The organism is Dyella thiooxydans, from assembly GCF_001641285.1.
GTDB classification, from domain to species: Bacteria; Pseudomonadota; Gammaproteobacteria; order Xanthomonadales; family Rhodanobacteraceae; genus Dyella_A; species Dyella_A thiooxydans.
Map to the genome: position 1 here is coordinate 3438264 of NZ_CP014841.1, position 22892 is coordinate 3461155.

Genomic DNA, 22892 nt, shown 5'->3' on the forward strand with positions numbered 1-22892 from the left:
ACATTACAACGATCTAGTCTTATAAAAAAGACATATTTTCGGCCATGACGCGGCTTTGCCGTTCCCGGCCCGGTCGATCTTGTCCGCTTGGCCTTGCATGAGGTCCTGGCCGCATCCCTTCAGGCCATGTGGGCCAGCGCCGCCAGCAACCAACTGATGCTCGTCTGTGCACGAGAGCGCTTTACCCCGGTCTTGCGGGGACGATTGTCTTTGCGCTCGTGGGGATTGGCGATCCGGATCCAATATCGACCGCGCTCATGGTGATACGAGGCCAGGTCATCGGGCTTGTCGACGCGGACCTTGTGCTTGCTTTCCGTCCTCTTGTGATGCGTGACGTGCATCGCTTCCACGCCCAGATCCGGGGCCAGCCGATTGAGTTCCATCATCCAGTGGCGGACCTGGTCCCCCGACATCGATGCCCAGTCATGATCTTTTTTCTTCGCCGCGACCCACTGCGCCGCCACCGCCTGAATCTTCGACCGATCCGAGCGCGCCGCGGGCAAGAGTAGGGCGAGGACGTGGGTCACGGCGTCGAGCTCGGTCTGCCGACGGGGATAGCCCTCCCATTCCTTGAGCGCCGGGTCCTCCAGCAGTGATTGCAGGTTCACCCCCTGCCGGAACCCCGAGATGTCCTTCGAATCCACGATCTCGTGAAGCGTCCTGCCGCGCGGCTCCAGCCACTGCAGCCGGTCGGGGTAACGCTTGGCGATGAGGGCCATGAGCACGTCGAGCTTCTTCATCTCGATGCGAGTTGTCGCCTCGTATCCGAGCATGGCGAGCAGCTGAGCCGCCTCATGCCGAGGTGGCCCAAATCGTCCCTCCCACTTCTGGACGTGCTCATTGAAGCGGCCCGACCAGCTGCTCAGGAAGAGCAGGAGATCCAGGCAATGGACGTAGTGCTCATAGGTCGTGAGCTCCGATCCGTGGCCCATCACCATGGCGACCGCGGAGCCGCGTCCCCCACGGCGGTAGAGCTGGCCGGAGACCGCGGCCTCGATTGGGGCCGACCGCTCGATCGCACTTTTCATCCACCCGGACAGGTAGGGGTGTTTGTCGATGCGCAGATCGCTGGCCAGCGCGCCGAACACGGCGAGGGTGGCGGTGCTGTGCCGCAGGTTGTGTGGATGCAGGCGGCGGTCCCCGGTCACGCGTACCAACAGGTCGTTGATCTTCCCGACCACCGGATGACCCTCGAGCATGTCGGCCGTCGGGACGCCAGCGCCGAAGAACACGTAGTCTTCCAAGCCACGACCCTCTGCCATCCGCATCACGATCTCGCGTTCGCGGGGCGGCAAAGCAAACAGGGGGAGCACCCGATGCGCGTTGCTGGTCTTGAGCTTGCGCGCCTCATTGGGGCGCACGCGCAGGAGCTCCTCGTCCAGGTCGCGGGCCCGAAGCCCCAGGATCTCCTTGCGCCGCATCGTCAGCCGGAATGCAAGGATCCAGAAGGCCCGGGTCTGGTCGGCCAGCGCGGCGTCCTGAAAGGCCAGCGCGCCCCGGTCGATCAGGTCCAGTCCCCGCTGGAACTCCTCCTCCACGATGATCAGGCTGCTGATCGCGTAATGGCCGCTGTCGAAACCCTTCAGCTGGACACGGGGCAGATGCGGCAGGTGCTGGCTACGCACGTACCTGTCAAAGGAACCCAGCGCGGCGCCAATGCGACCGGTCTGCCCCATCGAGTGCCGTGTCATGAGCACGTCTTCGTAGGCCTCGAGCAGCTCCTCATCATCCAGGTCGCTCAGCCGGTCTGGCAGCGCCTCGAGCAGCCGATTGGCGAGCAGGGCGCGGTAGTTGTTCACGGATCCTGCCTCAAGGGCCTTTCCGTTGTTGCGCCGTTCGCAGCCCAGGTAGCGCAGCCACGCCACCACCAGACGGGCCGTCTCCCGAGCGCCATCGAGCTCATCGATAAGCGCGTTCAGCCGCTCCATCCAGCTCTCGCGAGGGGACTTCAGGATGCGTCGAAGCGCCGGGACCAGGCCTTCGTCTTCCAGGTCACCCTGCCAGGCCTGCTCGACGAACGTTGCGGCGGCAGTTGCGTCGGTTCCGGCCAATGGCGCGGGTGCATCTGCGCTCGGGGACCGTGCCGCCTCCCGCCCGCCGGGATCGTTCGTGGAACTCGGTGCTCGGTAACCCAACAGGCGCAGCCACGTATCGCTCTCCAGGGAGGAGCTGGCGATGTCTCCCCGGGCATAGGTCACCAGCATCGGCATGGACGTCATCAGCAGCCGCTGGAGCATCGCCTCCCGAAGCCCGTCCAGCGTCAGCCGGGGCACGGGTTTGCCGAGGGTTGCCTTCATTGTTTTAAGCAGCGCCGTGAAGGCCCTCGACGCGAGCCCTTCGTAAAACCGGGTCCTGCCGCTGGCCTTGAGGTCCTTGCCTGGCCTGGGCAGGTCCGATGCCTGCTCGGAGGCCTGCAACCATGCCACGAGCGTGCTCGGATCAAGATGCAGGCGATGCAGCCTGGCCGCGCCATGTCCGTTGGTGCTCAGGTCAAGGTCCACCCACGCCCAAGGTCCGGCGACCAGCGGTGCCCTACCTATCTCCTCCACCGCTCGGCCGAGCACGGTCTTGGACCCTTGCCCGAGCCGCACGACCAGCATCGCCATGACCAGTCCCAGTGCCACCAGGGCGTCGGCCTCTGGCGCCTTCCCCTTCCGGCGGCTCTGCCCAGGACGCAACTGGAGGACGTAAGCATCCAGCGCTCCCTCGAACGCATCCAATGCCTCGATCTCGGCGCACCAGGTGCGGCTGACCGTGCTTCGGTCCTCGGCCGGCGCGGCGAAGCCACGCCGTGGGGTGTCCGGATCCACCGATCGCATCCGCTTTTGCAGCATCGTCAGCGCCGCGTTGCGATGGTCCCGGGCGATCTTCGGGTTGAGGCTGGCGGCGATGGCGGCCAGCATCACCTTCTTGCCGCCGGCCGTCGATGGCTCGGAAAGCACCGTGGGCACGCGATCCTGGATGTCCCGGAGGATCTGCATCATTCGCCGGTACGCCTGCACTTGCGCATCCGGTGCATCAACCGGCGGCGGATCCCACAGGGCGTCGATCAGTCTTGCCATGTCGGCCCCTTGAGCGGGACGAAGCCTACCTCGACGAGCATCTGCTCGACGGGACCCTCGGCCAGGCCGCACAGCCGGCGCATCGGATACGTGGACAGAAAGTCATGCGGGCTGACACGATGCAGCCAGTGCCCCATCCACGCGTCCAGGTCCTCGCCGGCGACGTCGTGAACTTCGCGCAGATGCGTGCGCACGAAACGCCGCAACGCGTAGACCTCCAGCTCAAAGGCGGGCGTCGTGAGCCCGACCGCGTGGCTGGGCCGAAAGCGCTCCGGGGCGCCGGTCACCGGGTCGATGTAGATCAGGGGAAATGACGCGTTCTCACGGGGCAGTCCCCTTGCCAGCAGGTAACGTAGGTAGCTCCTGAGGTGGGCCTCCAGTGTTCGGGGGATCGCCACGACCCGACGGTGGTAATCCGTCCTGGCCTTGTCCACGAAGCTCAGCATCGCCGGCAGGCCACGCACCTTGGCCGGTAGATCGAGGTCGAGGCTGACGACCGGGCGCATGGCCGTGCCGAGCACCAGGCTCGCCAGGGTGTAGGCGGTGAAGGCGTTGTGCCGCTCCCGGTGGCTTCCGTGCCTGACCCGGTCCCGTAGGTGCTCGAGCTTGCGGGCCACGCTTTCCACCGTCGGCACGCGCAGGGCCCCATACCCGTAGACAGGATTGTTTTCGGGCTTCCCCTCGCCGTTGTTCTCGGGATGAGGCCTATCCCGAACCCATGCGCGCCGGTACACGTCCGACATGGTGGGGGCTCGATAGTGGGCGTAGTGGGCGACCGACGCAGCGTGGCCGTGCAGGTGGCCTGTGATCAGTACCGCGAGCCCGAGGTCTCCGTCGTTGACCGTCAGCAGCTCGCGATGGAGAAACTTCGCGCATTGGGTGGTCGTGACTTCGGTCCGGGGCAGCGCGCGCCGCAGGAAATCGGTGACACCTCGCTTCATTGGCTCCGTGAAATTCTGAAAGAGGCTGCCGGGCTTCGCCAAGCCGAAATGCGCGAGGAGCTCGACGAAGCCCGTGTGATCGTTCAGCCACATCTGCGAGCATTGCGGCCTTTCGTCGTGTGTCCGGGCCAGGTCGGCCCACGCCGCGGGCGGTGCCGGCAGCACCCAGCGCTTTTTGTTCAGGACATAGCGGATGCTGCCCTTCCTATCTTGGTCGCTGCGTTCGTCCTCGCGAACTTCCAGAGCCCGTAGGCTCTCCAGCGGTCGACCCAGTGCGATGCTTGCGTGCAACGCCACTAGCGCCTCCCTCGCGGGTGAGTCGCTGGGTTCCCCCATCAGTGCATAGAGGATGCGGTTTGCCTCCCGGAAGGTCAGGCGGTCCTTGGTGAGGTCATGGCCATATCGGAAGCGGCGAATATGTGCCGCGATGCTGCTGCTCTTTGGCGGTGCGGTTGACTCCGACTCGCCAGCTACCTCATCCAGCAGGATAGATTCGATCGCTTCAGCGCCCGCACTCTCTTCGACTGGCATCCACTCCAGGCCGTCGATCTCGCGCTCGGCCTCGATGCCGGCTTGCTCGCGCAAGGCGGCCAGATCGATGTCGGCCAATTCCGCTTCACCCTCGGAGTCACCCTCCACTAACTGGGAAATCGCTTCTGCCTCCTTAGCGAGAAGTAGTTCCTGAGTGAGCGTCTTTAGCGTGGCCGGCTGCGGCATCACACTCATGACTTTCCAGCCATCCGTGGAGACCTCCGTCATGCTCATGGCATGCTGTTCCGGTAGCCGCAAGTAGCCGTCGCGCAGATTCTTCTGCGTCACCCGAGTGCTTGTCCCTCGTTGCTTCCCCGTCGCCAGTGCGCTCTTGGCGCCAGGCCTTCGCCAACCCAGACGGACGTCTTCCAAAAGGCGGGTGAGTGCCTTAAGCGCCTTTTTCTCAACGTCATCCCACGGGGATTCCAGCGCCATCGAAACCCGCTCGTGAAAGGGCGCGGAGTCGGCGTTCTGGAGAAGCGCAAGGAGGAGTGCTCGGTATTTCTTTAGTGTCAGCCGTCGCATGACGCGCGATGCGTATGCGACCCGATTCAGGACTCGCCGGTCCGGATAGGGCGGACGGCTGGGAAGGCGCTTGCTGTGCCACCATCGTGCGCAGTAGGCCATGTATTCGGCGGGGTCCATCGTGGCCTGTGCAGCGATGACGTACATCGAGAACTCACCCATCAGATCCGCGTAGCGGTCGTCCAGATCGAGCAAGAGCTTGCCGTTGCCTGCAAGAGGCTCCGGTGCATAGAAGAGATTCGGCCATAGGAAGCAGGCTGAGAGGCAATAGCCGGCCAGTGGATGTCGGGTTGTGCCCCAGTCGCCGGTCATCAATTTTCGGCGAGGATCGTCCTGCGGCCATGCCTGCTGGTCGATCCAGGAGAGCAGCGTCTCCACGGAATGGACAAGTTCATCCGGCTCAAACCGGTTACCCGGTACGGCCCGCAGGCACAGGGCAAGTTCGGAGCCGTGGCGGGCGATGGCTAGGCAAGAGCGCCGCAAGCCGTCCTGAAGATAGCGAAGGTTCGGCAACAGGCTCAGCTGGGTCGCCAATACCGGAAAGTCGACCTCAGGATGGCTACGATGAAAGTCCTTTCCCAATGCCAGAAGCGGCGAGTTACCTGCCATGCTTCGCCTTTGGTGAGGCGCCACCGCAGCGCATGAGTTCAGCCAAGGTGGGTTCGCGCGGAATCGTGATCCCGTGCCGCTTCAGGGCTCGGTGACTGGCTCGGCGATCACGTGCCGATTGCCTCCCGAACACCAGCGGTGCGAGGTCGTCGGCCACGCTCGAGAGCTGCTCGATCGTCCAGCCCGGGCATTCCACGATCAGCGCCAGTACCTTGGTCGAGACAGCGTTTCCCACCGCCATGCCGTTGAGGAGCCACTGGAGGGTCGCTGTGTTGGTGAGCGCGAGGTAACGCTCGGGATCGTCGGGATATGGCGTCAGGACCGGCGGATAGATCGCCTGGATCAGGCGTGCCTGATCGGCCGCTACGGCCAGATACGGCAGCGTGCTGTCAGTGGCGTCGCCGGCGCCAAGCAGTTTGGCCGACGAAATCCGATCAATGCCGATCCTTTTCAGCTTGAGACTGGTCGTAACGCGGGGCGTCGATTGCTTGCGGCACGTCGGTGGGTGGCAGCTTGGCATCAGTTTGCACGAGCAGCTCGGGTGCCCATCAGCCTAGTTTTTGGTTATCGCCTAGCAAGCACGGATCCATGGCTTTGTGTGACGGCTCGCAAAAATCGCAATGAATAAGGCCAAATTGCTCAAAAATGACCAAAAAGCGCGATTTCAGGGTTTTTATAAGCTCACGCAACGACCGTGAAAAATAATGCCTGCGAATCATGAATCTGGACGGATCTTCCCGTCCGTTTCGAGAACGGATTCAGATTGGGGCCATCGGGCGGCCGCCGGCCCAGTGCTGCCGGGTCCGCATTTGAATCGAGGATTTGCCCGTCATTGTCATGGCGTCTCGGCGTGGGCGAGGGAACATTTCCCACGCGTCCCTCTCATCCCGTGGGTTTGGATATTTCCTCTTCCGGGGACGTCGTGCGGCCGGTCGCGGAGGAGCCGTACTTCCAGCGCCCGCCCGCGTTTCCGTGGTCGATGCACGGAAGACTTCCGATTAAGGTCAAAGCGCTGTCTCACTTCGTGAGCGCAGGGAGGATGATCATGTACATGTCCCTCTCGAAAGGGCTTGAATGATGCGCCTCGGTACACACCGTCCCAAGCAGCCCGTGGCAGCCATGGACCTCGCGTCGCTGGCGATCCACGCGGACGGCAGGGCCCTGCATGCATCCCACCCGGAGGTCCATTTAGATGACGCCTCGATTCACGCAAGCGCTCCTGTTGGCCGCGCAGGCCCATGAAGGACAGTGCCGCAAGGGCACCTCGATTCCGTACATCGTCCACCCGGTGGGCGTGGCCGGTCTGGTCGCCCGCTACGAGGGTGACGAGGACCTGCAGATCGCGGCACTCCTGCATGACGTGCTGGAAGACGCGGGCCCCCACTATGAGGATCGCATCGCCCACTTCGGAGAGCGGGTGCTTCGCGTGGTGCATGGCTGTACCGATGGCGTGCCCGACGCCACGGGCCAGAAGGCGGACTGGAAGGAGCGCAAGACGACTTACCTGGAACATCTTCGTGACGCGGATGTAGACACGTTGCTGGTGAGCGGTTGCGACAAGCTCTACAACGCGCTCTCCATCCAGGAGGATCTCCTCGAGGTGGGCATGGGGGTATTCGCCCGCTTCAAAGCCGGCCGGGAAGGGACCCTCTGGTACTACGGGGAGCTGGCCAAGATCTTCAGCGAGCGGTCGTGTCCGGTGGGGCCGGCACTCTCAGCTGTGGTTGATGGACTGCACCAGCTTGCCTCCTGATCGGATCCATCATCGGCGACTCGTGATGGCCAGTCGCCGGGCTTGGCAGGGCGCCCGTATTCGTCGCATCATGGTCGGGCGCAAAGGCCGGCAAGCGGCCAGCGGCTCCAGCAAGTGCATACACATTGGTGATCTGCCGGGTAGGTCCTGGCGGATGGCTGATGCACTCATCAAGGAGCCGTGACTCATGACTTCCCCCAAGTTGAACCCCTCCTGCGAGTCGCTTCTGCGCGACTGCGCCGAGCAGCTGAACCTGAGCCTCGACGAGACCCTGGCCCGTGCGGTCGCCCGGCTCCATGCGGCCCTCTACCAGAGCGATGCCGACATCGCGGATATCGACTACAGCCAAAGCGCCGAGTCGCTGACCGGACCCGACGTCGAGGTTGTTTCCTGCATCTTCGAAATAGCCCGTGCGCAGGCCGCAAAGTGGGGCGAGCCATGACCCGGGCTTCCCACAATTTCGACGGTGCGGGCGCGAAGTCCACCGGCATGGTGCCAAGCTGCCCCCGAGGTTGGGCCCGACGGGTCCGGTACGGGGCTCTTTTCCACGGGTTCTCGATCGCCTGGACGCGGATGAAGGGCGAGGTGAGCCACCGCAAGTCAACTTCCAACGGAGAATCCTTCCATGGCTGAATCGATGCTCGGGCCGTCCGACCGGCGGGTTCTCGAAGAGTGCGCGGAAAAGCTCGGCATGACGCCAGAAGAAGCGCTCCGCGAGGCCGTCTCAAATCTTCATGCGCTCGTCCACGAGGGGCAGCCACCGGGCAAGGCTTCAACGCACAAGGTGGTCGCACGGCCGCCACACGAGACGGGCCAACCCGGCCAAGCGCCGACTCATCAGCGGATGGGCGATGCTGACCACGCGGCTGGCGGCCTTTGGCGAGCCATGGGCGAGGGCGTGCGCCTGGGGCTTCGTGATGCCCGCCATTTGTCAAAGCAGTACTTCGCGCCCCTGATCGCGCTCGCCTACTGGATGCACGATGTGACCGAGGGCGTGATGAACCGCAAGCGTCCCTAACGACCGGGTTGTCGCCGCGGAACTTCGGCTGTTGCGATCCGCGGCGTCAACCCAGGTAACCCGCCTGAAGGGACTCAATGTAGTGGATGAGGTTCTTGCCGCGCCCAGCAAGCAGAAGATCAAGCCCGGTCCTACCCCCAAAGCACTCGATGCGTTCCTCCCGAAGCCATCGGATCGCGACCGATCGATCTTCGAACAGGACGGTGGCTTGCTCCAAGGCGGCCGTGAACTGATGGACGAAATCCTTCTCAACGACGGAGGTATCGGGGGACGCCGATATATGGGCGTTCACCGACCTGGCGAGGGCATCCGACGGCATGCCGAAAAGCTGCGCGATCTGTTCGAGCGTCATGGGACAACCCCTGTGCCGGTCCTAGAGTCGTTGCGGCGATAGTCCGACTGGAAACGCACAATCAGCGATTGGCTGCCTGCCCGGATCGATGTTTCGAGCCGGAACCCTAGGTCGAGATCACAGGACTCTTCAGCGGCCGACACTGGGCAGGGCATGGAGAGGCAAGCTCGGTGTGTCATGAGGATGTTCTCCATCACCCAGGGATTCGACCGCACCAGCAGGTGATGCTTGAAAACAGGCGCCGTCAGACGTTGAATGCGAGCCTTCACCTGCTTAACCGTGCAGGTAGTTGCCCGCCGCGGCCTCAGCCGCCTTAATCAGCATCTCACTAGGCCCACTTAAGCAATCCATTGGCGCCTTACCCTCCAGGTAGCCGTTTGCCGACGCAAACCAGTTAGCCAACTCCCAGTCGGTCCACTGGTCACCGAACGCGTCCAGAATCTTCCTGACCACGGGTCGCGGTCGAAAGCCGTCGTCCGGATCCAGCAGATAGATGGGGAACCGTTCGACGCCATCCACGTGGAGAGCGAATATTTTTCGCTCTCGCTTCCATGTCGACGGTAGCGCTCTTGGATCGTTTGGCCTTGAGCCGATCAGCTCCTCGATTTCCTCGACGTTGAGCCAACGCGTCGAACCAAAGACATGCTCTCTGGCCCTCTCACTGGCGCGTGCCCGTTGCCGTTCCAAGTACCCTATGATCCGGTTCGATTCCATCGCTGAGAAGCCTGTGAAGCGCGTGGGATTCGCGGCCCGATATTACATTTAACCTGAAGCATCTTCGGTCATTGGGTCAGTGACACGCTCAGCGAAGCGCAGCCAAGCCGACGATGTGCTGCAGTGAAGTGCCTCGTGTCCCAAACACGGAGCCGGCCGGTCCGCATAGGCTAGATTGGACTCGAAACCTCAACGCTACTCAGAGGAGGGGATGTCGCACTGACCTCGTCTCAAACGGAGATACGGACCACTGTCAGGATGTGGCTCCTACTGGCTCGGATGATCATGCCGTGGAAAAGTTCGAAAGTATCTACGTTCGCCGGGATCGATTGGCCGGTGGGCTCCAGGGACTGCTGATCGGTGACGCGCTCGGCGTTCCTTACGCGTTCCACGATCCGTCCGAGCTTCCGCCGCTTCAGCAAATCGACTTCGAGCCCCCCGCGGGCTTTCCTCGCTCCCACAGGGGTGTGCCTCCGGGTACTTGGTCCGATGATGGTGCGCAGGCGCTTTGCCTCTTGGAGTCGTTGCTCACCAAGGACACGTTGGATCTCGGGGATTTTTCCCGCCGCCTTGTCGATTGGGCCGACCGAGGCCATCTGGCAGTTGATGGCAAGGTCTTCGACATTGGCTCGCAGACAGCACGCGCCATCGCGCGCCTTCGGGCGGGAGCTGCACCAAACGAAGCTGGACCCTCCAGTGAGTCGGATAACGGCAATGGCTCGCTGATGCGGGTATTGCCGCTCGCGCTTTGGCATGCCGGCGACGACACGTCGTTGATAGCGATGGCTGCTCAACAATCGTTGCCTACCCACGGTCATCCTCGTGCTGCCGTCGCTTGTGCGCTGCTGTGTCTTTGGGCTCGTGCAGAGATCGAGTCGGCTCCTCATGGCTGGGAACGGGCCGAAACCGTCCTGCGACAGCTCGGGCCGGCCAACGGATTACCGCAGGCCGAGATCGAACACGTCCTGGATCCTTCCCATGCCGATCGGGTGGCTGGTTCAGGCTATGTCGTAGATACCCTCTGGTCAGCCCGACAGTCGCTCGAGCACACCGGCAGTTACACGGACGCCGTTCGCCACGCAGTAGGGCTCGGAAGGGATACCGATACGACCGCCGCTGTCGTGGGTGGTCTGGCAGGCATCCGGTATGGCCTCTACGGTATCCCTCTCTCCTGGCGAATGCGTCTGCGTGGGGTCGAGCTTTTCCGGGGTTTTCAGGATGCCCTGGTGCAGCGCGTGTCATCGACCGAACATCACTCGGGCCAAGTGATTCGCACCAGCCAGAGTCACCCACTGCGCATTGGCACGATCAACCTGGACAGTGGCGGCCGGATTGGCATCACCTTCTGCCCGGGAAAGAAGCAAGCCTCGGCTATGAGCGGCCACTGGGACCGTGATCTGGATATCGATCTCCAGGCGATCCGGGACTGGGGCGCAACCCATCTCGTCACGCTGATCGCGCCTTGGGAATTCGAAGAGCTTTCTGTCACCGATCTCCCGACGAGAGCTGCGGCGCATGGACTCATCTGGCATCACGCCCCGATTATGGACGGCCACGTGCCCGGTATCGTGCCTGACGGAGAAGATGCATCACTTTGGTTCGAGGCCGTGTGGTCGAAGCTTCGCACTACGCTTCTCGACTCCTTGGCGCAAGGCGAAGGAGCGGTTGTTCATTGCAAGGGTGGACTGGGCCGGGCGGGGACAGTGGCGGCCTTGTTGCTGGCCCATGCGTCAGGCGGCATGGCGGCTGACGACATCATCCAGCGCGTAAGGGAGGCGAGGCCGAATGCCATCGAAACTGTCGCGCAGGAGCGATATCTAAGGGACCACTTTTCAGAGCACGTGATCTGAAAGGGGCGATACATTCGATGAGGCGCCGTCCGGCCTCCTCGGCTACCTCGACGCCTTCACGCTCCTCGCGGCGTCGCGGAGTTGTTCGACGGGATCAGGGAAGAACCCCGAGCAATTCGAAAGTGAAGGGAAGTCCGGCTAGCACGTGAGTCGTCGCAGGTTTGTGCGATAACCCGCAAATCTTGCCTTGCCAGCACATAGTGTGGATCATCGGTCGGAGTCGTCTTTGACACGGAGCTGACACGAAAGTCTCGGGATCTGATTTCTTGTGGCGCCTTTGACGGTGTCCGAGTCAGAAGCAGCAAGGCGTGGAGACTGTGGTTGCTCAGCGCCTTGATCAAATGCAGAGCGATCTCTGACCGCTAAGAGGTCGCGAAGATAAGGAACAGGGGAAAGGGAATGCATTTCGCAGAGCGGGCGCCTCATCGGTGTGCTCTATCTCGGGCTTTGGCCGGTATCTGGCTGCTATTGGTATTGCTTCTTGCCGCACCGCCTGCGGCCTTTGCCGCACCGCCGGAGAACGTCTACTTCGCAGGCGTTGCTTTTTCAGCCAATGCGGCCGGCGTGCCGAAAGAGTTTCCACACCTTTCAAGGGTGCTCGATAGCGCCACCAATGCACAGGTCAACTCCGCATTGCGACAGCGGATTCGCGAGAACCCAAGTGCACCCAAACTCATCTTCGATCAACTGGGTTCAATCAAGGATTCCAGCCGCTCTACCGCGCTCGCGCTCGCTCTCGATGGAGAGAGCACCTCCATCGAACGGATTGGCGATGTCTTCAAGAGTCGTCTTGAGATATCCGCGCAGCTCCTGTTTTTCGACTTCAAGGAGAAGCAGATCTTGGGGGGCTTCCCGATCATTGTCGACTACATAGACACCAGCTCCCAGCCGCCAGACGACAACGATATTGATCGACAGTTCAGGGCGATGGTTCTCGGAGAGGACGGTCGCCATTCGCTGCTCGATGAATTTGTATCTGCGCTCGCTTCTGCCTCAGTACCCACACCTGCAAGCCGCCATTTGCGCGTCACGTCCGTCACCCTGGGTCCTAAGGCGCTTTCCTATCTTCACCAAGCGATGCCCAATGCGGATCCTGAGGTTGTTCGGGGACAAATCGCGCGTGAGTTCGGAAAGTACCTCTCCGCCAATCAACGGCTCGCAATCCTGCCGTACGCAAGCAGCCAAGCGCTCGGCGGCAGCATGGCCGCGCGTTTCATCGAGGGCGACGCGTACCAGTTGAAAATCCCGGAGGCGGATTACGCCATTTCCCTCAAGGTCGCCGGCTTCAAGAAAATTGAGCAGGGACGTACCGATACGTCCATCGGCTACATCTATGGGGCGTTCGTAGATGTTGCCGTCACCGAGCCGATGTCGGGGACGGTCTATTTCTCGCAGAGTATCAAGCAAGGCGCCAGTCAAACGGTTCCGGTGACGCAATCAGCGATGGATGACTGGGCCAATGCTTACGACACACTTCGATTGCTGTTCAACAACTTCACCCTGGCAATCTCCAACCCGGACAGTCGATGGGTGACGTCTTCGATGCCACACGAAACCGGGGTGAAATCCCAACTCAATTCCCTCAAAGGACTTGTCCAGTCATGTCGATGAAGCTTCTTGCCTCGCTCATGTTGATGGGCATCATGCTGACGATCTGTTGCCCCATTCATGCTCAGACCGTCTCCGAAAAAGGCATGGGTAGTACGCAATATAGCTGGCACCTTTCAGCCAAGGATCGCCAAGCGGCGATCCAGAAGGCCCAGATGAATGCGATCGAGCGCTACGTCGCGGACACCGACGCGGCGCGGTCGCGACTTTTTGACCAGAAGCGCGCGGAGCTTGCCAGTCATATTAGCGACTACATCCTCGGGACGACGGTCATCAACGAGCAGGACGATAAGTCCACCAAGACCTTCAATGTCGTCATCAGAGCCGACATCAACGGGACGCGTCTGCTCAATGATCTCGGTAGTGGCTCGGCATCGGCCGCGGATGTGGCGCGACAGCAGCACTCGATGCTGACTTTCCTGTTCGTTGCGAGGAGCCAAGCGAGCGTGCAGACCTTCGATGCCAAGGTCTACAAGCGTGCAGACGTTGACCAGTCCTCGACCCGCAAGACTCGGGAAGGCGAATCGATCCATTCGAATCAGATCGGTACGTCGGATGGCGTCAACGAGCATTCAAGCGTCGCTGTCACTACTGGTGGAAGCACGACGAGAAAGGCGGACAAGGTTGCTTGGACGGTGACTCAAGCAGGTGAAATCAACACGGCCATGACTGGCACCTTCGCCAATGCGGGTTACGACGTCATTGAAGCTGACCAGGTGGAGGGAGCAAGTAATGGACTGCTGAGCATCCAGGCGATTCGGGACGCCTACAGCCACGGGGACGACCTCCCGCCGAAGATGACTCGCGACGCGACTCAAGGTGTCCACGCTGCGGGTATCAACCTGTTTGCGATCGGCACGCTTGATGTTGGGATGCAGGACATCGACCCGGTCAGTGGCAATACCCGTGTCTATGTAACCGTGACTGGCAAGGTCTACGACGTGAGTGGCCGCTTCGCCAGGACGCTCAGCTCGGTTGGCCCCGTTCAGTATGCGGGTCTGGGGCCGGATGCATCGGTCGCACGCACCAATGCCCTAAAGATCGCGGCCCAGACGGCAGCGCAGCAAATGGTGGATGAGCTCAACAACAAGGGCATCCATTGAAACGATCCAAGGATCATTCTCAGGAACAGGGAGAAAGTAAATGAAACTCAGGAAATTGGCTCTCGGTATGTCGTTGCTGGTTCTTGCAGGCGGTGCGACCATCGCCCAAGCACAGTTCAAGCTGCCTGGGGCACTTGGCGGGGCTTCAAGTAGCGGTTCCAGTGACGCGGCTGTGACGAGCGACGCGCTTGTCACGTCGTTCATCCAGTCGAACACCCAGATTCTGACGGCACAGAAATTCCTTGCGCTCGCCTACGACCAGAAGGACAAGGCCGCACTGCTGGAGAGTGAAGCGAAGGCGATCCAAAGCGACGGCGTGGGTGCGGACGAACTCAAGAAGGCGGTTGAGCTGTCCCAGAAGACCAACGAGGAGCTTGCGGCAAAGCAGGCGGAGAAAGCCAAGCTCTCCGAGCAGGAGAAGCAGTATTACGTGCAGAGTCTCCCTTACTTTGTTCGAGGTGTAGCTGGGACCAAGAAGCTGGTGGGTGAGGTTGCCAGTTTCGGTTCAAGCTCGAAGCAATCGATGATGGGGGGTGGGCTTTCTGCGCTTCGCGGTGGTATGGGCAAGTTGAAAGAGGCGATGGTCATCGCCAAGGCCACACCGGGTTACTCGAAGAGCGTCTTCGATACGTTCCGTAAAACGGTAATGATTGGTAAGAGCAACAAGGTAAAGATGCCCGCGGATGCAACCGCAGCACTTGCCGGGCTTGCGCCGTGATGTTGGGCACCCGCCCAGCTGCGTGGCTCATTCGCTGCAGCTATCTGTTTGCAGGCGCGGTTCTCCTTGCTGCCTGCAGCCAGAAAAGCGCGACGCCCCCAGCGCCGGCCGTCAAGAAGGTCGTTGCATCAGCAGGGCCTTCCACCACGCCCCCCCCTGCCACCCCGGCACCTATCCGTGCAAAGCCTGATTTCGGTGGAGTCTCGACGGAGCACATCGAAGTCAGTGCCAACGGGCCGACGCTCAACGCTGCGGTTAACAACGCACTCCAGCTCGCAATCGAGCAGGTCAACGGCAAGGTGCTTTCTGGCGGATCCGTATCGGCGGAAATCAATGGCGCCCTTGCCGCTGATGGCCATCAGGTCGACGTGAACTCGTCGACCTTTGCGCAGTGGCTAGCCAGTCAGACCTCCGGGGCTGTGACCAACTTCCGCATCTTGTCCCAAGCCCAAGTCTCCAAGCCTGTCAGCGCGGACGAGGAGAGTCTGAAGGCGAGCAAGGGCGAAAGCTGGGATAAAGGTAAATTCGACGCGTCGGAGAGCGCAGACCTTTCAGCAAGCGGCAGTTATCGAGCAGATGCTGCAGCGGAGGCAGACAACGTCGGTCAGGCCAGTGCCAGTGCGGGGGCTGATGAAAAGTTGAATGCCTCGCGGGAAGCAAAGGCCTCCGGTGAGTGGGATCACCATGACGGTGCCCAAAGTATCGACTACCAGAAGAAGCACACGGTCTACGCCCACGAATGGCAAGTAAAAATTGCCGCCGACGTTGCGAAATACCACGAGGCTGAAGGTGCAAAGCTCACTCGCGTCGTCGTGGCGGCCCCGCGTTCGGCTCAACAAACCTTCCAGGTGGGGGATTCGGCCATTCCCGCGGCAAGCGTTTCGGACCGCATTCGTCAGTATCTTGTGGATGCGCTCACCCAGACGCACCGGTTCACGGTTCTGGATCGCGAGGCCAACAGTGACATCGACCACGAACTCGATCTGATTCGATCGGGCAACGCCAGTCCGGCCGACACCGCGAGACTGGGACATCAGCTCGCAACCGATCTGATCGTGATTCCCACTGTCGAGCGCTTTGAGTATCTCCGCCACGAGCGTCACCTTCGGTTGAGTGACCGGACTCTAGTCAGCTACACGGGTGGGGGGGATATTTCCTTCCGAGTGGTCAATGCTGTTACCGGGCAGGTGGTGATGTCGCAATCCTTCAATTACGACTTGCCGGCAACTGCACCTACTACGCTCGGTGCGTCTGCGGATGGAAGTGCCCTCGCTTCCATGATGATGAATGCACTTGATGCGGACATAGTCCATGCGATCTTGCAGAACACGTTCCCGCCCTCAGTCATCGAGGTCACGGGCAGCAACGTGGTGATCAATCAAGGCGGTGACTCCCTCGTGGTCGGCGCTGCGTATCAAGCGGTATCTCTCGGCAAGGAACTGATCGATCCTCAGTCGGGCCAGCGTTTAGGTCCGACTGAAACGCCGTGTTGCACGATTCAGATCGACCGCGTAACGCCTACGATGTCCTACGGCCACATTTTGGGGTCTGGTGTTAGCTTGCCCCATCCGTTTGTGCCGGGGAGCATGGAGCTTCGGGACCGGGTGAACCCTTCGGCATCGAGTAAGCCGAAACTTGAGGTCGCCGAAAGGCGCTCGCAACCAAAAGTAGTGAAGAAAAAGGCACAAGCCAAGCCTGACACAGACTCGAATTGGTAGTGCTAACGGCAAGCCTCGATCGTATGGTCGGGGCTTGCCTTTTTAGCCGGCCGTTGAGAAACCTCTGTGCGTCGCCGCTGTGATGGCCGCTCTCAATCATCGACCGGCCGATCCAGTGTGCAGCCCCAAAGCCCAGCAGCTTGGTATGTTCGTCCGACGAATGCCTGCCATTAGCCGCGAAACGGATACTTGCTCACGGATGCGTTATGCTCTCGGCATGAACGCACGTTCTTGCGAAACTTGGGCGTAACTCACATGGCTGGGGAGGGGGAATGAAAGCGATCGGCGTTATAGCGCTTGTTATAGGCATCCTCGTGACCATCGTTGCGTTCAATATGGACGCGACGGTCGCTACTGATTTTGGTGGACGAGTTAACAATATTGGACTTATGGACCAGCGACGCAATTTCATCATTGTGGGAAGCCTAATCGTGATCGTCGGTGTTCTATTTTTTGGCTTCGCTTCAATGAGCAATCGAAACTCTTCCGCAAGAGACGAAGTTGGCTACAGAGCTTGTCCATACTGTGCTGAGTCGATCAGGGTTGAGGCAAAGCTATGCAAGCACTGCCAAAGGGCGCTCTCTCCAGTCGTAGCCGAAGTTAAGGCTCGCGTGGATGAGCTCCCATCGTCTGCGTTGGGTGTTTGCTTTGATTGCTCCTATTACCGTCCCAAGAGTAAGTGGGATCTGAGCTCCGGGCAGTGTGATTTCCATAAAGAGCAGACAAACGCATCAGATAGGTGTACCCATTTTTCAGCTAAGAGCGAGGCATAGACGGGTCCTTGTCGAAGTGATCGATGCAAGCCAGCCCTCATTCGAAGCCAACGAATATCCGTCGACGAAGGCGCTCGGATCAATTCTCTCTCGTGATCCAGATAAGTCCGCAGTACGAAAAGGAAGACTGTGATAAATAAGCCACTTAGCAGCAATGAGCAAGCAAAGGCATTTGGATTTATCCTGCTTATGATACCGCCGACGATTGCTGTCATTGGAATTATCCCAGCAATCTTCTTGCTGTTTGGAATGGCAATGCTAAAAAGAAGCGGAGATGTCAGTCATATAATTACGGCTGCAAGACTTGCTAAGGCATATATCTACATAGCTATAATTATCCTGATCCTTGCTTTGGCGAAGCTTGCTGGGGAATTTTACATTCATCCTCACTACTGGGATTACGACTGGGATGAATTCATTGGCCTCTCCTTTATGGTATTTTTATGCGTTTGCTATCTCCTATTCATTGAATACTTGTTCAAAGAGCCAATCGTTCGCCATTATGAATGGGTCAGCTCTAATGGAATTTTTGCGACGAAGCCAAGGAAGCAGCGGCAAGACGCGGCACGCGCCGAGCTGGATATCATTAAGACCGAGAGCCTGAAGCCGTATTCAGTAGCAGATGAGCTGGCCAAATGGGCGAAGCTCAAGAACGACGGTCACATATCTGATGAAGATTTCAACGAGGTCAGAAGAAAACTACTAGGGCGCTAAGAAAAGGAAGTCTCGATGCCTTGGGTCCGCTGTCGTTCAATGTCTGCGTGCGCGACAGGCCAGTGTGCGGTTACCTATGTCCCCCAGTGATATCTAGAGCATCGGGATGCTCCGCCCCAAACGTGGTTATTTTGGCATCGTCGGATGCTTAAGCGGTTAACGAGCTGCGATTACAAAAGGTATGGTTGGAAGTAAAGCAAAGAAGGTCCAGAACTTCCAATCGTCGCGAAGGGGATTTCACTTCATCGCCGCCGTAGTGGCCACCCGGCCTCGATGGAACTCACTCGTCTACGTCGCTCTTCCCACCATTCTCTCCCAGAGACGACTTCCGAATGTCCTTGTGATCGTCAGTGACGACCGTGCGTTCACGCCGCAGGAGGCAGCGCATCTTAGGACCGTGGCCGGTGGAATCGATCTGCATCTCATCAAGAACCGCCGCCTACCCGGAGCTGCAGGATCCTGGAATACCGGAATCGATGAGGTGTCCGATCTTGTGGACGACGGTTACGTGGCGATCCTGGATGACGACGACGCGTGGGATCCCGACCATCTGCGATGTTGCGAAGTCGCCGCTTGCGCAGCTGGGATGCCGGACATAGTGTTGTCTGGACTCAGGGTCGAGCGGCAGGGCGTGGAGTTGCCGCGCTCGCCGCTTGCTATGGTGAAGCGGGACGACTTCCTGGCCGGAAACCCTGGCTGGCAGGGATCAAACACTTTCGTGCGGTTATCGACTCTCCGGAAGGTGGCTGGCTTCACGGACGGTCTCCCGAGTACGAACGACCGTGATCTTGCCGTCCGCCTCCTCTCGATCCCCGGCATCGAGCTTGCCTACACCGGGAAAATGACCGCGACTTGGCACCTTGAGGCGTGCGATGACGCTTTATCGCGGAGAGGTAGCCCGCAGAAGCGCGCAGGCCTCCGGGCGTTCTTCCGCACACATTCCCACCTCATGACGCCCGCCGTTAGGCTGCAGTGCGTGGAGCGGGCAAAGCAGCTCTTCGACGTTGACCTGGAAAGCACAGAAGCAATCGATGGAACCATCTGACCACGGCTTGGATGCCCCGCGGACCGTGCGTGTTGCACTAACCCATCGCCAAATGCGCTTCTTGAAGGCTCCGTCGGCCGCGGCGCTCGACATGCCGATCGTGGTAGGGGTAACCCATCGCAACCATCCCGAGGGCCTTCGCGAGGCTCTGGCTTCGGTCGCGAGCCAGGATCTCGCCGATCGGTTGGCCATTCTCGTTCTCGACGATAGTTCCGATGCGGACTGGCTGTCTTCGCTGGGGGATGGCTGGGAGGCCGATGATCGCCTGGTGGTCGCTACGGCTCGATTGGGATCCCCAGCGCACGCGCGAAATGCACTGCTGGACCTTGTGGATGATCACTTTCCATCCTGTCGGTGGGTCGCACGCCTCGATGCGGATGATTCCTTGGCAACCCCTCAGAGCCTCCGGGCACTCGTGGAAGCAGGTGATCTACATGGCTGCGACTATGTCGTGGGGAGCCACCGCCTTCGAGAGGGTCAGCGACTGCTCCCGCAGATCAATCGGGCGGATCCGCGAACGCTCACCGACCCGGCGCGACTGAACGCCTTCATCCAGTCGTTCTGCAGCCAGCGCTCCCGCCAAGAACTGCCTTCGTGCAACCTCCTGCTGCGCGCACGATCCGGCATTCGGTACCCGCTGACGGCGAGTGCCGAAGATCACTGGCTTGTTGCAGGCTTGCTCATGCACGCGTCCGACCGTGGTTGCGTGATCCCCGAGCCTGCTTATGCGGTTTATTCCCTGAATGGGATGGCTACCCGGTCGAGCAAGAAGGTCGCTTCCTGGGTTAGTGCACGCAAGGCGTTGGCAAACGCGGCCGATACCTGGCTTGTTGCTCGTGCAAGCGGGGCGACGATCCTGGGTTGGGGCCAGGAGGGCGTTGTCTTTCGTAATCTCGAGGGAACCTTCAAGCAGTTCTATCCCCACGCCATGTCGAGCCTCGACGCGAGGAACATCCAAGAGCTGACCCGTGACACCCACGGAGCGATTGCCGACTTCGACATCGTGCCCTCTGCCACGGCTGGTGCGCGCATCCGGTACAACCATACGGCGACACGATTGATGCCCAGGCGCATCGGTGTTGCTCCGATCGGGCGCTATCTGACGAAGCTCTACCGGTCCCGTGTCGTCACCGCCAACATCAAGCGCGACAATCTGCGCGTGACCGAAGCCGGCGAACTTCAGTACATCGATATCGGCAAGGACATCGTGCCTTTGTCGGCCTCTCGCTTCCTGGACGTCGCGGCTCGCTTGTATGCGATTGGTGAGCTGGGTTGGTCGGACCATGAACTGGCACGAAGGCGCACAGAGCAGACCCCCGTCGAGGCGCTGCAATGCCTGCCTGCCTTCGATGTCTTCTATCGCGACCTGATGGTCGCGTTGCACCCGTGGGGCGTCCCCGCGACCGCGGAAGCCCTTCCCACTTCCGGGGCGCCCGTCCATGCCGACGTCACACTTCTCCTGAAGGCGTGTGCGCAGGACGCGGACTGGCTTCGCGGCCAGGTCATGCACATAGTCGGCGAGCTTAGGCGGGTCTCGTTACCGGGGCGCGTGGTGCTCCTCATCGATCCGTTTGAGGGGCCGTACCTCCGGCAACATGCAGCCGGCGATGGTGCGCGACTGCATTTTGAAGCTGAGCGTTTGAAGCGGGAAGGCTGGCTGGACGAGGTATGGGTTGCGCCCCGGGACGGGGACGCGATTGGCGCCACCCATGCCGCCTGGTTTGGCCGAAGCGACATCGTGGAATCACACACGACGGGTGGTGCTCCGCTCTTCTCCCAGGTCTGGGCCTTTGATCAGGTATCGACGCGATATGTCCTTCAGTGTGACGTCGACGTGCTGATCAGCCTGGCAGACCGGAACCATGACGTGCTGAACGACATGAAGCGGGCCGCGCTTGATGACTCGGTCTGGTGCGTAGGCTTCAACATCCCCCAGCAGGAACCGGGCTACAAGCCGTATCAAGGCACGCCGGGCGCCTTCCCGCCTGAGGTCCGATTCGGCCTTCTCGATCTTGAGCGGATACTGAAGCGTCGCCCTTTCCCGAACACCGTCAGGAATCGTCGCTTCGAGCGGATGTGGCACCGCGCCCTTGAGGCCGTGCAACCGGCTATAGGTATGCGAAGCGTGCGGGGCGGCGATTGCCGCAGCCGATACATCCATCCTCTGAACGTCGATAAGGATCCGGACGTGATCGCACGTATCCGCGACTTGTTCAGCCAAGGCGTGATCCCGGCGAGGCAAGGCGGTCATTGGGACGTGAACCCGGAGGCGGCTTGGAATTACCCGCATCGGGGTGAAGCGGTCGTGCTCCTGCTGTTCGGACGCGATACGCCATCGGCCAAGCTGGACCGCTGCCTGGAGTCAATAAAGCGCCAGACGAACCAAGCCTTCGGTGTGATCTTCATCGACGACGGCGGGCACACCGGGGCCTCAATCGGTCTCCACCACAAGCTCGCTTGGCTGTGTGACCGACTCACGCTCATTCGACGCCCCAAGCATGTGGGCTATATCGCCAATTTCCGGGAGGCCGTCGAGTGCGTTTGCCCGCATGGCGACACGATGCTCGTCGTGGTTGACCAGGACGATGCCTTGTTGGGTGAGGATGTCATCGACCGCATAGCCCAGGCTCGAGAGCAGGGAGCAGATCTGCTCAACGGTCCCATGTTCCGCCCTGATAAACCCTTGCAGCTGTATCCGGTGAGCTATCACGCTCCGCGCTCGTCCGGGGGCGGCAATGTGTGGGCACACCTGCGCGCCTTCAGGAAGTCGCTATTCGAGAAGGTGCCGAAGAGCGCGTGGAATGAGGCTCCGGATACGTCGATTCTGAGCGACTTCCTGACCATGGTGCCCATGGCGGAGTTGGCAAGGAGCCCCAGATACTTGGATGGCCCGTACGTCTATCTTCACGATCGTGGCGCCTACCCATCTGAGCGCAAGCGCGTGGAGCAAGCCATCAAGCGCTGGCTGTTCGAGCAATCGCCGTTAACTGAGACATCGCTTTCGCAAAAGCCTGTCGTTGAGCCTCCCTCAGATGCGCGGCCAGGCGATCGATGATCATGGAAGCGTCAGCATCGTAGAGCCACCAATTGGTGGTCTCGCGTTTTCCCCTCTCCAGATAGAAGCACCGCTCCAGTGCCATCGTCCCACTGGTGCCTCGGAGCAGGGCTTCATCCGGATAGATTGGCGATCTGGACCGTTCGGACAAGGAGGCTATGCAGCCCGTCGTCTTGGCTATATCGAGAGCGTCGAGCAGCTCGCGGTGGTCATAGGCTTCGCCTGGCGATGCAAGAGTTCCGGACAGATCCATCAGGGGCCAAGACCAGCCTCGGTTCGGTGATCGAATCCATCTCCCGAAGCTGGCGCGGCGCTCTCCAAGCCAGTTGTGAAACATCTGAGGCAACGGCGTGCGGTTTCCGAGCGACCGTGGCCTGAGCAGAGAGGGGTCGAACGACATCCCGGAGATGCGAACCGATGTGTGGCGACTCCAGAGCGCGTGGACGACGCTGAAGCCTGTCGACGGCACGGCGCCCAGCTCGTCCTGGATCGCTCGGCATGTCGAACCAAGGAACGCTTCCAGCTCAGAAACCCAAGAATCAAGATCTTCCGCGTTCGGGTGAAGCGTCAGGTGATCCTCACCGCTGCCTGAACGAGCCGCGTTCAGTACCTCCACGTGGCGGTCAAAGCTACCGTCCCTGTAGACCCCATTGAACGTGAGCACGATGTGCTTGGGCCCGACGGCCACCGATTGATGTTCCCCGTTCCCGAGGATCAGAAGAGGGATTTCAGACATTGACGACATCATGGCCACTGATGAGAAGCCCGAGCTTCGCCCGCTCCGTTGGAAGGGACGGGAATGT

General features: G+C 60.6%; 17 protein-coding genes. 11 read left to right on the forward strand and 6 right to left on the reverse strand.

Going from position 1 to position 22892, the window contains the following annotated elements; all coding sequences use genetic code 11:
- Nucleotides 1-119: 119 nt before the first annotated feature.
- Genes ATSB10_RS15505 through ATSB10_RS15515 form a run of 3 tightly spaced genes read right to left on the reverse strand, consistent with a single transcriptional unit; the run spans nucleotide 120 to nucleotide 6188 of the window.
- Nucleotides 120-3062 (reverse strand): site-specific integrase, encoded by a 2943-nt coding sequence (locus ATSB10_RS15505; protein WP_157469301.1) that lies wholly within the window; start codon nucleotides 3060-3062, stop codon nucleotides 120-122.
- Nucleotides 3050-5668 carry a hypothetical protein gene (locus ATSB10_RS15510; RefSeq protein WP_157469303.1) on the reverse strand — a complete coding sequence of 873 codons (2619 nt, stop codon included), beginning with the start codon at nucleotides 5666-5668 and terminating at the stop codon, nucleotides 3050-3052. The genes ATSB10_RS15505 and ATSB10_RS15510 overlap by 13 nt, the downstream gene beginning before the upstream one ends.
- Nucleotides 5658-6188: a hypothetical protein gene (locus tag ATSB10_RS15515; RefSeq protein ID WP_063673644.1), complete on the reverse strand. Its 531-nt coding sequence runs from the start codon at nucleotides 6186-6188 to the stop codon at nucleotides 5658-5660. The genes ATSB10_RS15510 and ATSB10_RS15515 overlap by 11 nt, the downstream gene beginning before the upstream one ends.
- Nucleotides 6189-6860: 672 nt before the next feature.
- On the opposite strand from ATSB10_RS15515, the gene ATSB10_RS15520 reads away from it, so the two are divergent.
- The 3 genes from ATSB10_RS15520 to ATSB10_RS15530 all read left to right on the forward strand — a co-directional run bounded on the left by ATSB10_RS15520 (nucleotide 6861) and on the right by ATSB10_RS15530 (nucleotide 8439).
- Entirely contained in the window at nucleotides 6861-7421 is a 561-nt protein-coding gene (locus ATSB10_RS15520; RefSeq protein WP_063673645.1) for an HD domain-containing protein, read from the forward strand.
- Nucleotides 7422-7608: 187 nt separating this feature from the next.
- Nucleotides 7609-7863, forward strand: a complete 255-nt coding sequence (locus ATSB10_RS15525) for a hypothetical protein (RefSeq protein ID WP_063673646.1) — start codon at nucleotides 7609-7611, stop codon at nucleotides 7861-7863.
- Nucleotides 7864-8046: 183 nt separating this feature from the next.
- The gene (locus ATSB10_RS15530; RefSeq protein WP_063673647.1) at nucleotides 8047-8439 is read left to right on the forward strand and encodes a hypothetical protein; all 393 of its coding nucleotides are present in this window, start codon (nucleotides 8047-8049) and stop codon (nucleotides 8437-8439) included.
- A 46-nt stretch (nucleotides 8440-8485) separates the two neighbouring features.
- Here ATSB10_RS15530 and ATSB10_RS15535 read toward each other — a convergent pair whose 3' ends face one another.
- Both ATSB10_RS15535 and ATSB10_RS19455 read right to left on the reverse strand, forming a co-directional pair.
- A complete protein-coding gene (locus ATSB10_RS15535; protein WP_063673648.1) occupies nucleotides 8486-8791 on the reverse strand; it encodes a hypothetical protein in 306 nt (101 codons plus the stop codon).
- A 273-nt stretch (nucleotides 8792-9064) separates the two neighbouring features.
- On the reverse strand, nucleotides 9065-9505 hold the full coding sequence (locus ATSB10_RS19455) for a hypothetical protein (protein WP_157469305.1): 441 nt from the start codon (nucleotides 9503-9505) through the stop codon (nucleotides 9065-9067).
- A 290-nt stretch (nucleotides 9506-9795) separates the two neighbouring features.
- On the opposite strand from ATSB10_RS19455, the gene ATSB10_RS19625 reads away from it, so the two are divergent.
- The 8 genes from ATSB10_RS19625 (at nucleotide 9796) to ATSB10_RS15590 (ending at nucleotide 22089) form a co-directional block, all read left to right on the forward strand.
- Nucleotides 9796-11355: an ADP-ribosylglycohydrolase family protein gene (locus ATSB10_RS19625; protein ID WP_205631065.1), complete on the forward strand. Its 1560-nt coding sequence runs from the start codon at nucleotides 9796-9798 to the stop codon at nucleotides 11353-11355.
- Between the two features lie 399 nt (nucleotides 11356-11754).
- Complete coding sequence (locus ATSB10_RS15555; protein ID WP_157469307.1) at nucleotides 11755-12966, forward strand: hypothetical protein; 1212 nt, start codon at nucleotides 11755-11757, stop codon at nucleotides 12964-12966.
- Nucleotides 12957-14066: a hypothetical protein gene (locus ATSB10_RS15560; RefSeq protein WP_236886443.1), complete on the forward strand. Its 1110-nt coding sequence runs from the start codon at nucleotides 12957-12959 to the stop codon at nucleotides 14064-14066. Before ATSB10_RS15555 ends, ATSB10_RS15560 begins: the two co-directional genes overlap by 10 nt.
- 40 nt (nucleotides 14067-14106) lie before the next feature.
- Nucleotides 14107-14784: a hypothetical protein gene (locus ATSB10_RS15565; RefSeq protein ID WP_063673652.1), complete on the forward strand. Its 678-nt coding sequence runs from the start codon at nucleotides 14107-14109 to the stop codon at nucleotides 14782-14784.
- The gene (locus tag ATSB10_RS15570) at nucleotides 14784-16502 is read left to right on the forward strand and encodes a CsgG/HfaB family protein (protein ID WP_063673653.1); all 1719 of its coding nucleotides are present in this window, start codon (nucleotides 14784-14786) and stop codon (nucleotides 16500-16502) included. The genes ATSB10_RS15565 and ATSB10_RS15570 overlap by 1 nt, the downstream gene beginning before the upstream one ends.
- A 902-nt stretch (nucleotides 16503-17404) precedes the next feature.
- Nucleotides 17405-17989: an SHOCT domain-containing protein gene (locus ATSB10_RS15575; protein WP_063673654.1), complete on the forward strand. Its 585-nt coding sequence runs from the start codon at nucleotides 17405-17407 to the stop codon at nucleotides 17987-17989.
- A gap of 340 nt (nucleotides 17990-18329) precedes the next feature.
- Nucleotides 18330-19034, forward strand: coding sequence for a glycosyltransferase (locus ATSB10_RS15580; protein ID WP_236886444.1), 705 nt, complete (start codon nucleotides 18330-18332; stop codon nucleotides 19032-19034).
- Complete coding sequence (locus ATSB10_RS15590; protein ID WP_083966256.1) at nucleotides 19021-22089, forward strand: glycosyltransferase family 2 protein; 3069 nt, start codon at nucleotides 19021-19023, stop codon at nucleotides 22087-22089. The genes ATSB10_RS15580 and ATSB10_RS15590 overlap by 14 nt, the downstream gene beginning before the upstream one ends.
- On the opposite strand, the gene ATSB10_RS19460 is transcribed toward ATSB10_RS15590, so the two are convergent.
- A complete protein-coding gene (locus ATSB10_RS19460; protein ID WP_157469311.1) occupies nucleotides 21989-22825 on the reverse strand; it encodes a hypothetical protein in 837 nt (278 codons plus the stop codon). The two genes, ATSB10_RS15590 and ATSB10_RS19460, sit on opposite strands and share 101 nt — an antisense overlap.
- Nucleotides 22826-22892: the final 67 nt, after the last annotated feature.

Excerpts from the sequence above, each read along its gene's own strand:
- ATSB10_RS15555 (WP_157469307.1), top strand. The coding sequence starts at position 11,755 with ATGCATTTCGCAGAGCGGGCGCCTCATCGGTGTGCTCTATCTCGGGCT.
- ATSB10_RS15565 (WP_063673652.1), top strand. The coding sequence starts at position 14,107 with ATGAAACTCAGGAAATTGGCTCTCGGTATGTCGTTGCTGGTTCTTGCA.
- ATSB10_RS15570 (WP_063673653.1), top strand. The coding sequence starts at position 14,784 with ATGTTGGGCACCCGCCCAGCTGCGTGGCTCATTCGCTGCAGCTATCTG.
- ATSB10_RS15590 (WP_083966256.1), top strand. The coding sequence starts at position 19,021 with ATGGAACCATCTGACCACGGCTTGGATGCCCCGCGGACCGTGCGTGTT.
- ATSB10_RS15515 (WP_063673644.1), bottom strand. The coding sequence starts at position 6,188 with ATGCCAAGCTGCCACCCACCGACGTGCCGCAAGCAATCGACGCCCCGC.
- ATSB10_RS15505 (WP_157469301.1), bottom strand. The coding sequence starts at position 3,062 with ATGGCAAGACTGATCGACGCCCTGTGGGATCCGCCGCCGGTTGATGCA.
- ATSB10_RS15510 (WP_157469303.1), bottom strand. The coding sequence starts at position 5,668 with ATGGCAGGTAACTCGCCGCTTCTGGCATTGGGAAAGGACTTTCATCGT.
- ATSB10_RS15525 (WP_063673646.1), top strand. The coding sequence starts at position 7,609 with ATGACTTCCCCCAAGTTGAACCCCTCCTGCGAGTCGCTTCTGCGCGAC.
- ATSB10_RS19455 (WP_157469305.1), bottom strand. The coding sequence starts at position 9,505 with ATGGAATCGAACCGGATCATAGGGTACTTGGAACGGCAACGGGCACGC.
- ATSB10_RS19460 (WP_157469311.1), bottom strand. The coding sequence starts at position 22,825 with ATGTCTGAAATCCCTCTTCTGATCCTCGGGAACGGGGAACATCAATCG.
- ATSB10_RS15520 (WP_063673645.1), top strand. The coding sequence starts at position 6,861 with ATGACGCCTCGATTCACGCAAGCGCTCCTGTTGGCCGCGCAGGCCCAT.
- ATSB10_RS15530 (WP_063673647.1), top strand. The coding sequence starts at position 8,047 with ATGGCTGAATCGATGCTCGGGCCGTCCGACCGGCGGGTTCTCGAAGAG.
- ATSB10_RS15560 (WP_236886443.1), top strand. The coding sequence starts at position 12,957 with ATGTCGATGAAGCTTCTTGCCTCGCTCATGTTGATGGGCATCATGCTG.
- ATSB10_RS15535 (WP_063673648.1), bottom strand. The coding sequence starts at position 8,791 with ATGACGCTCGAACAGATCGCGCAGCTTTTCGGCATGCCGTCGGATGCC.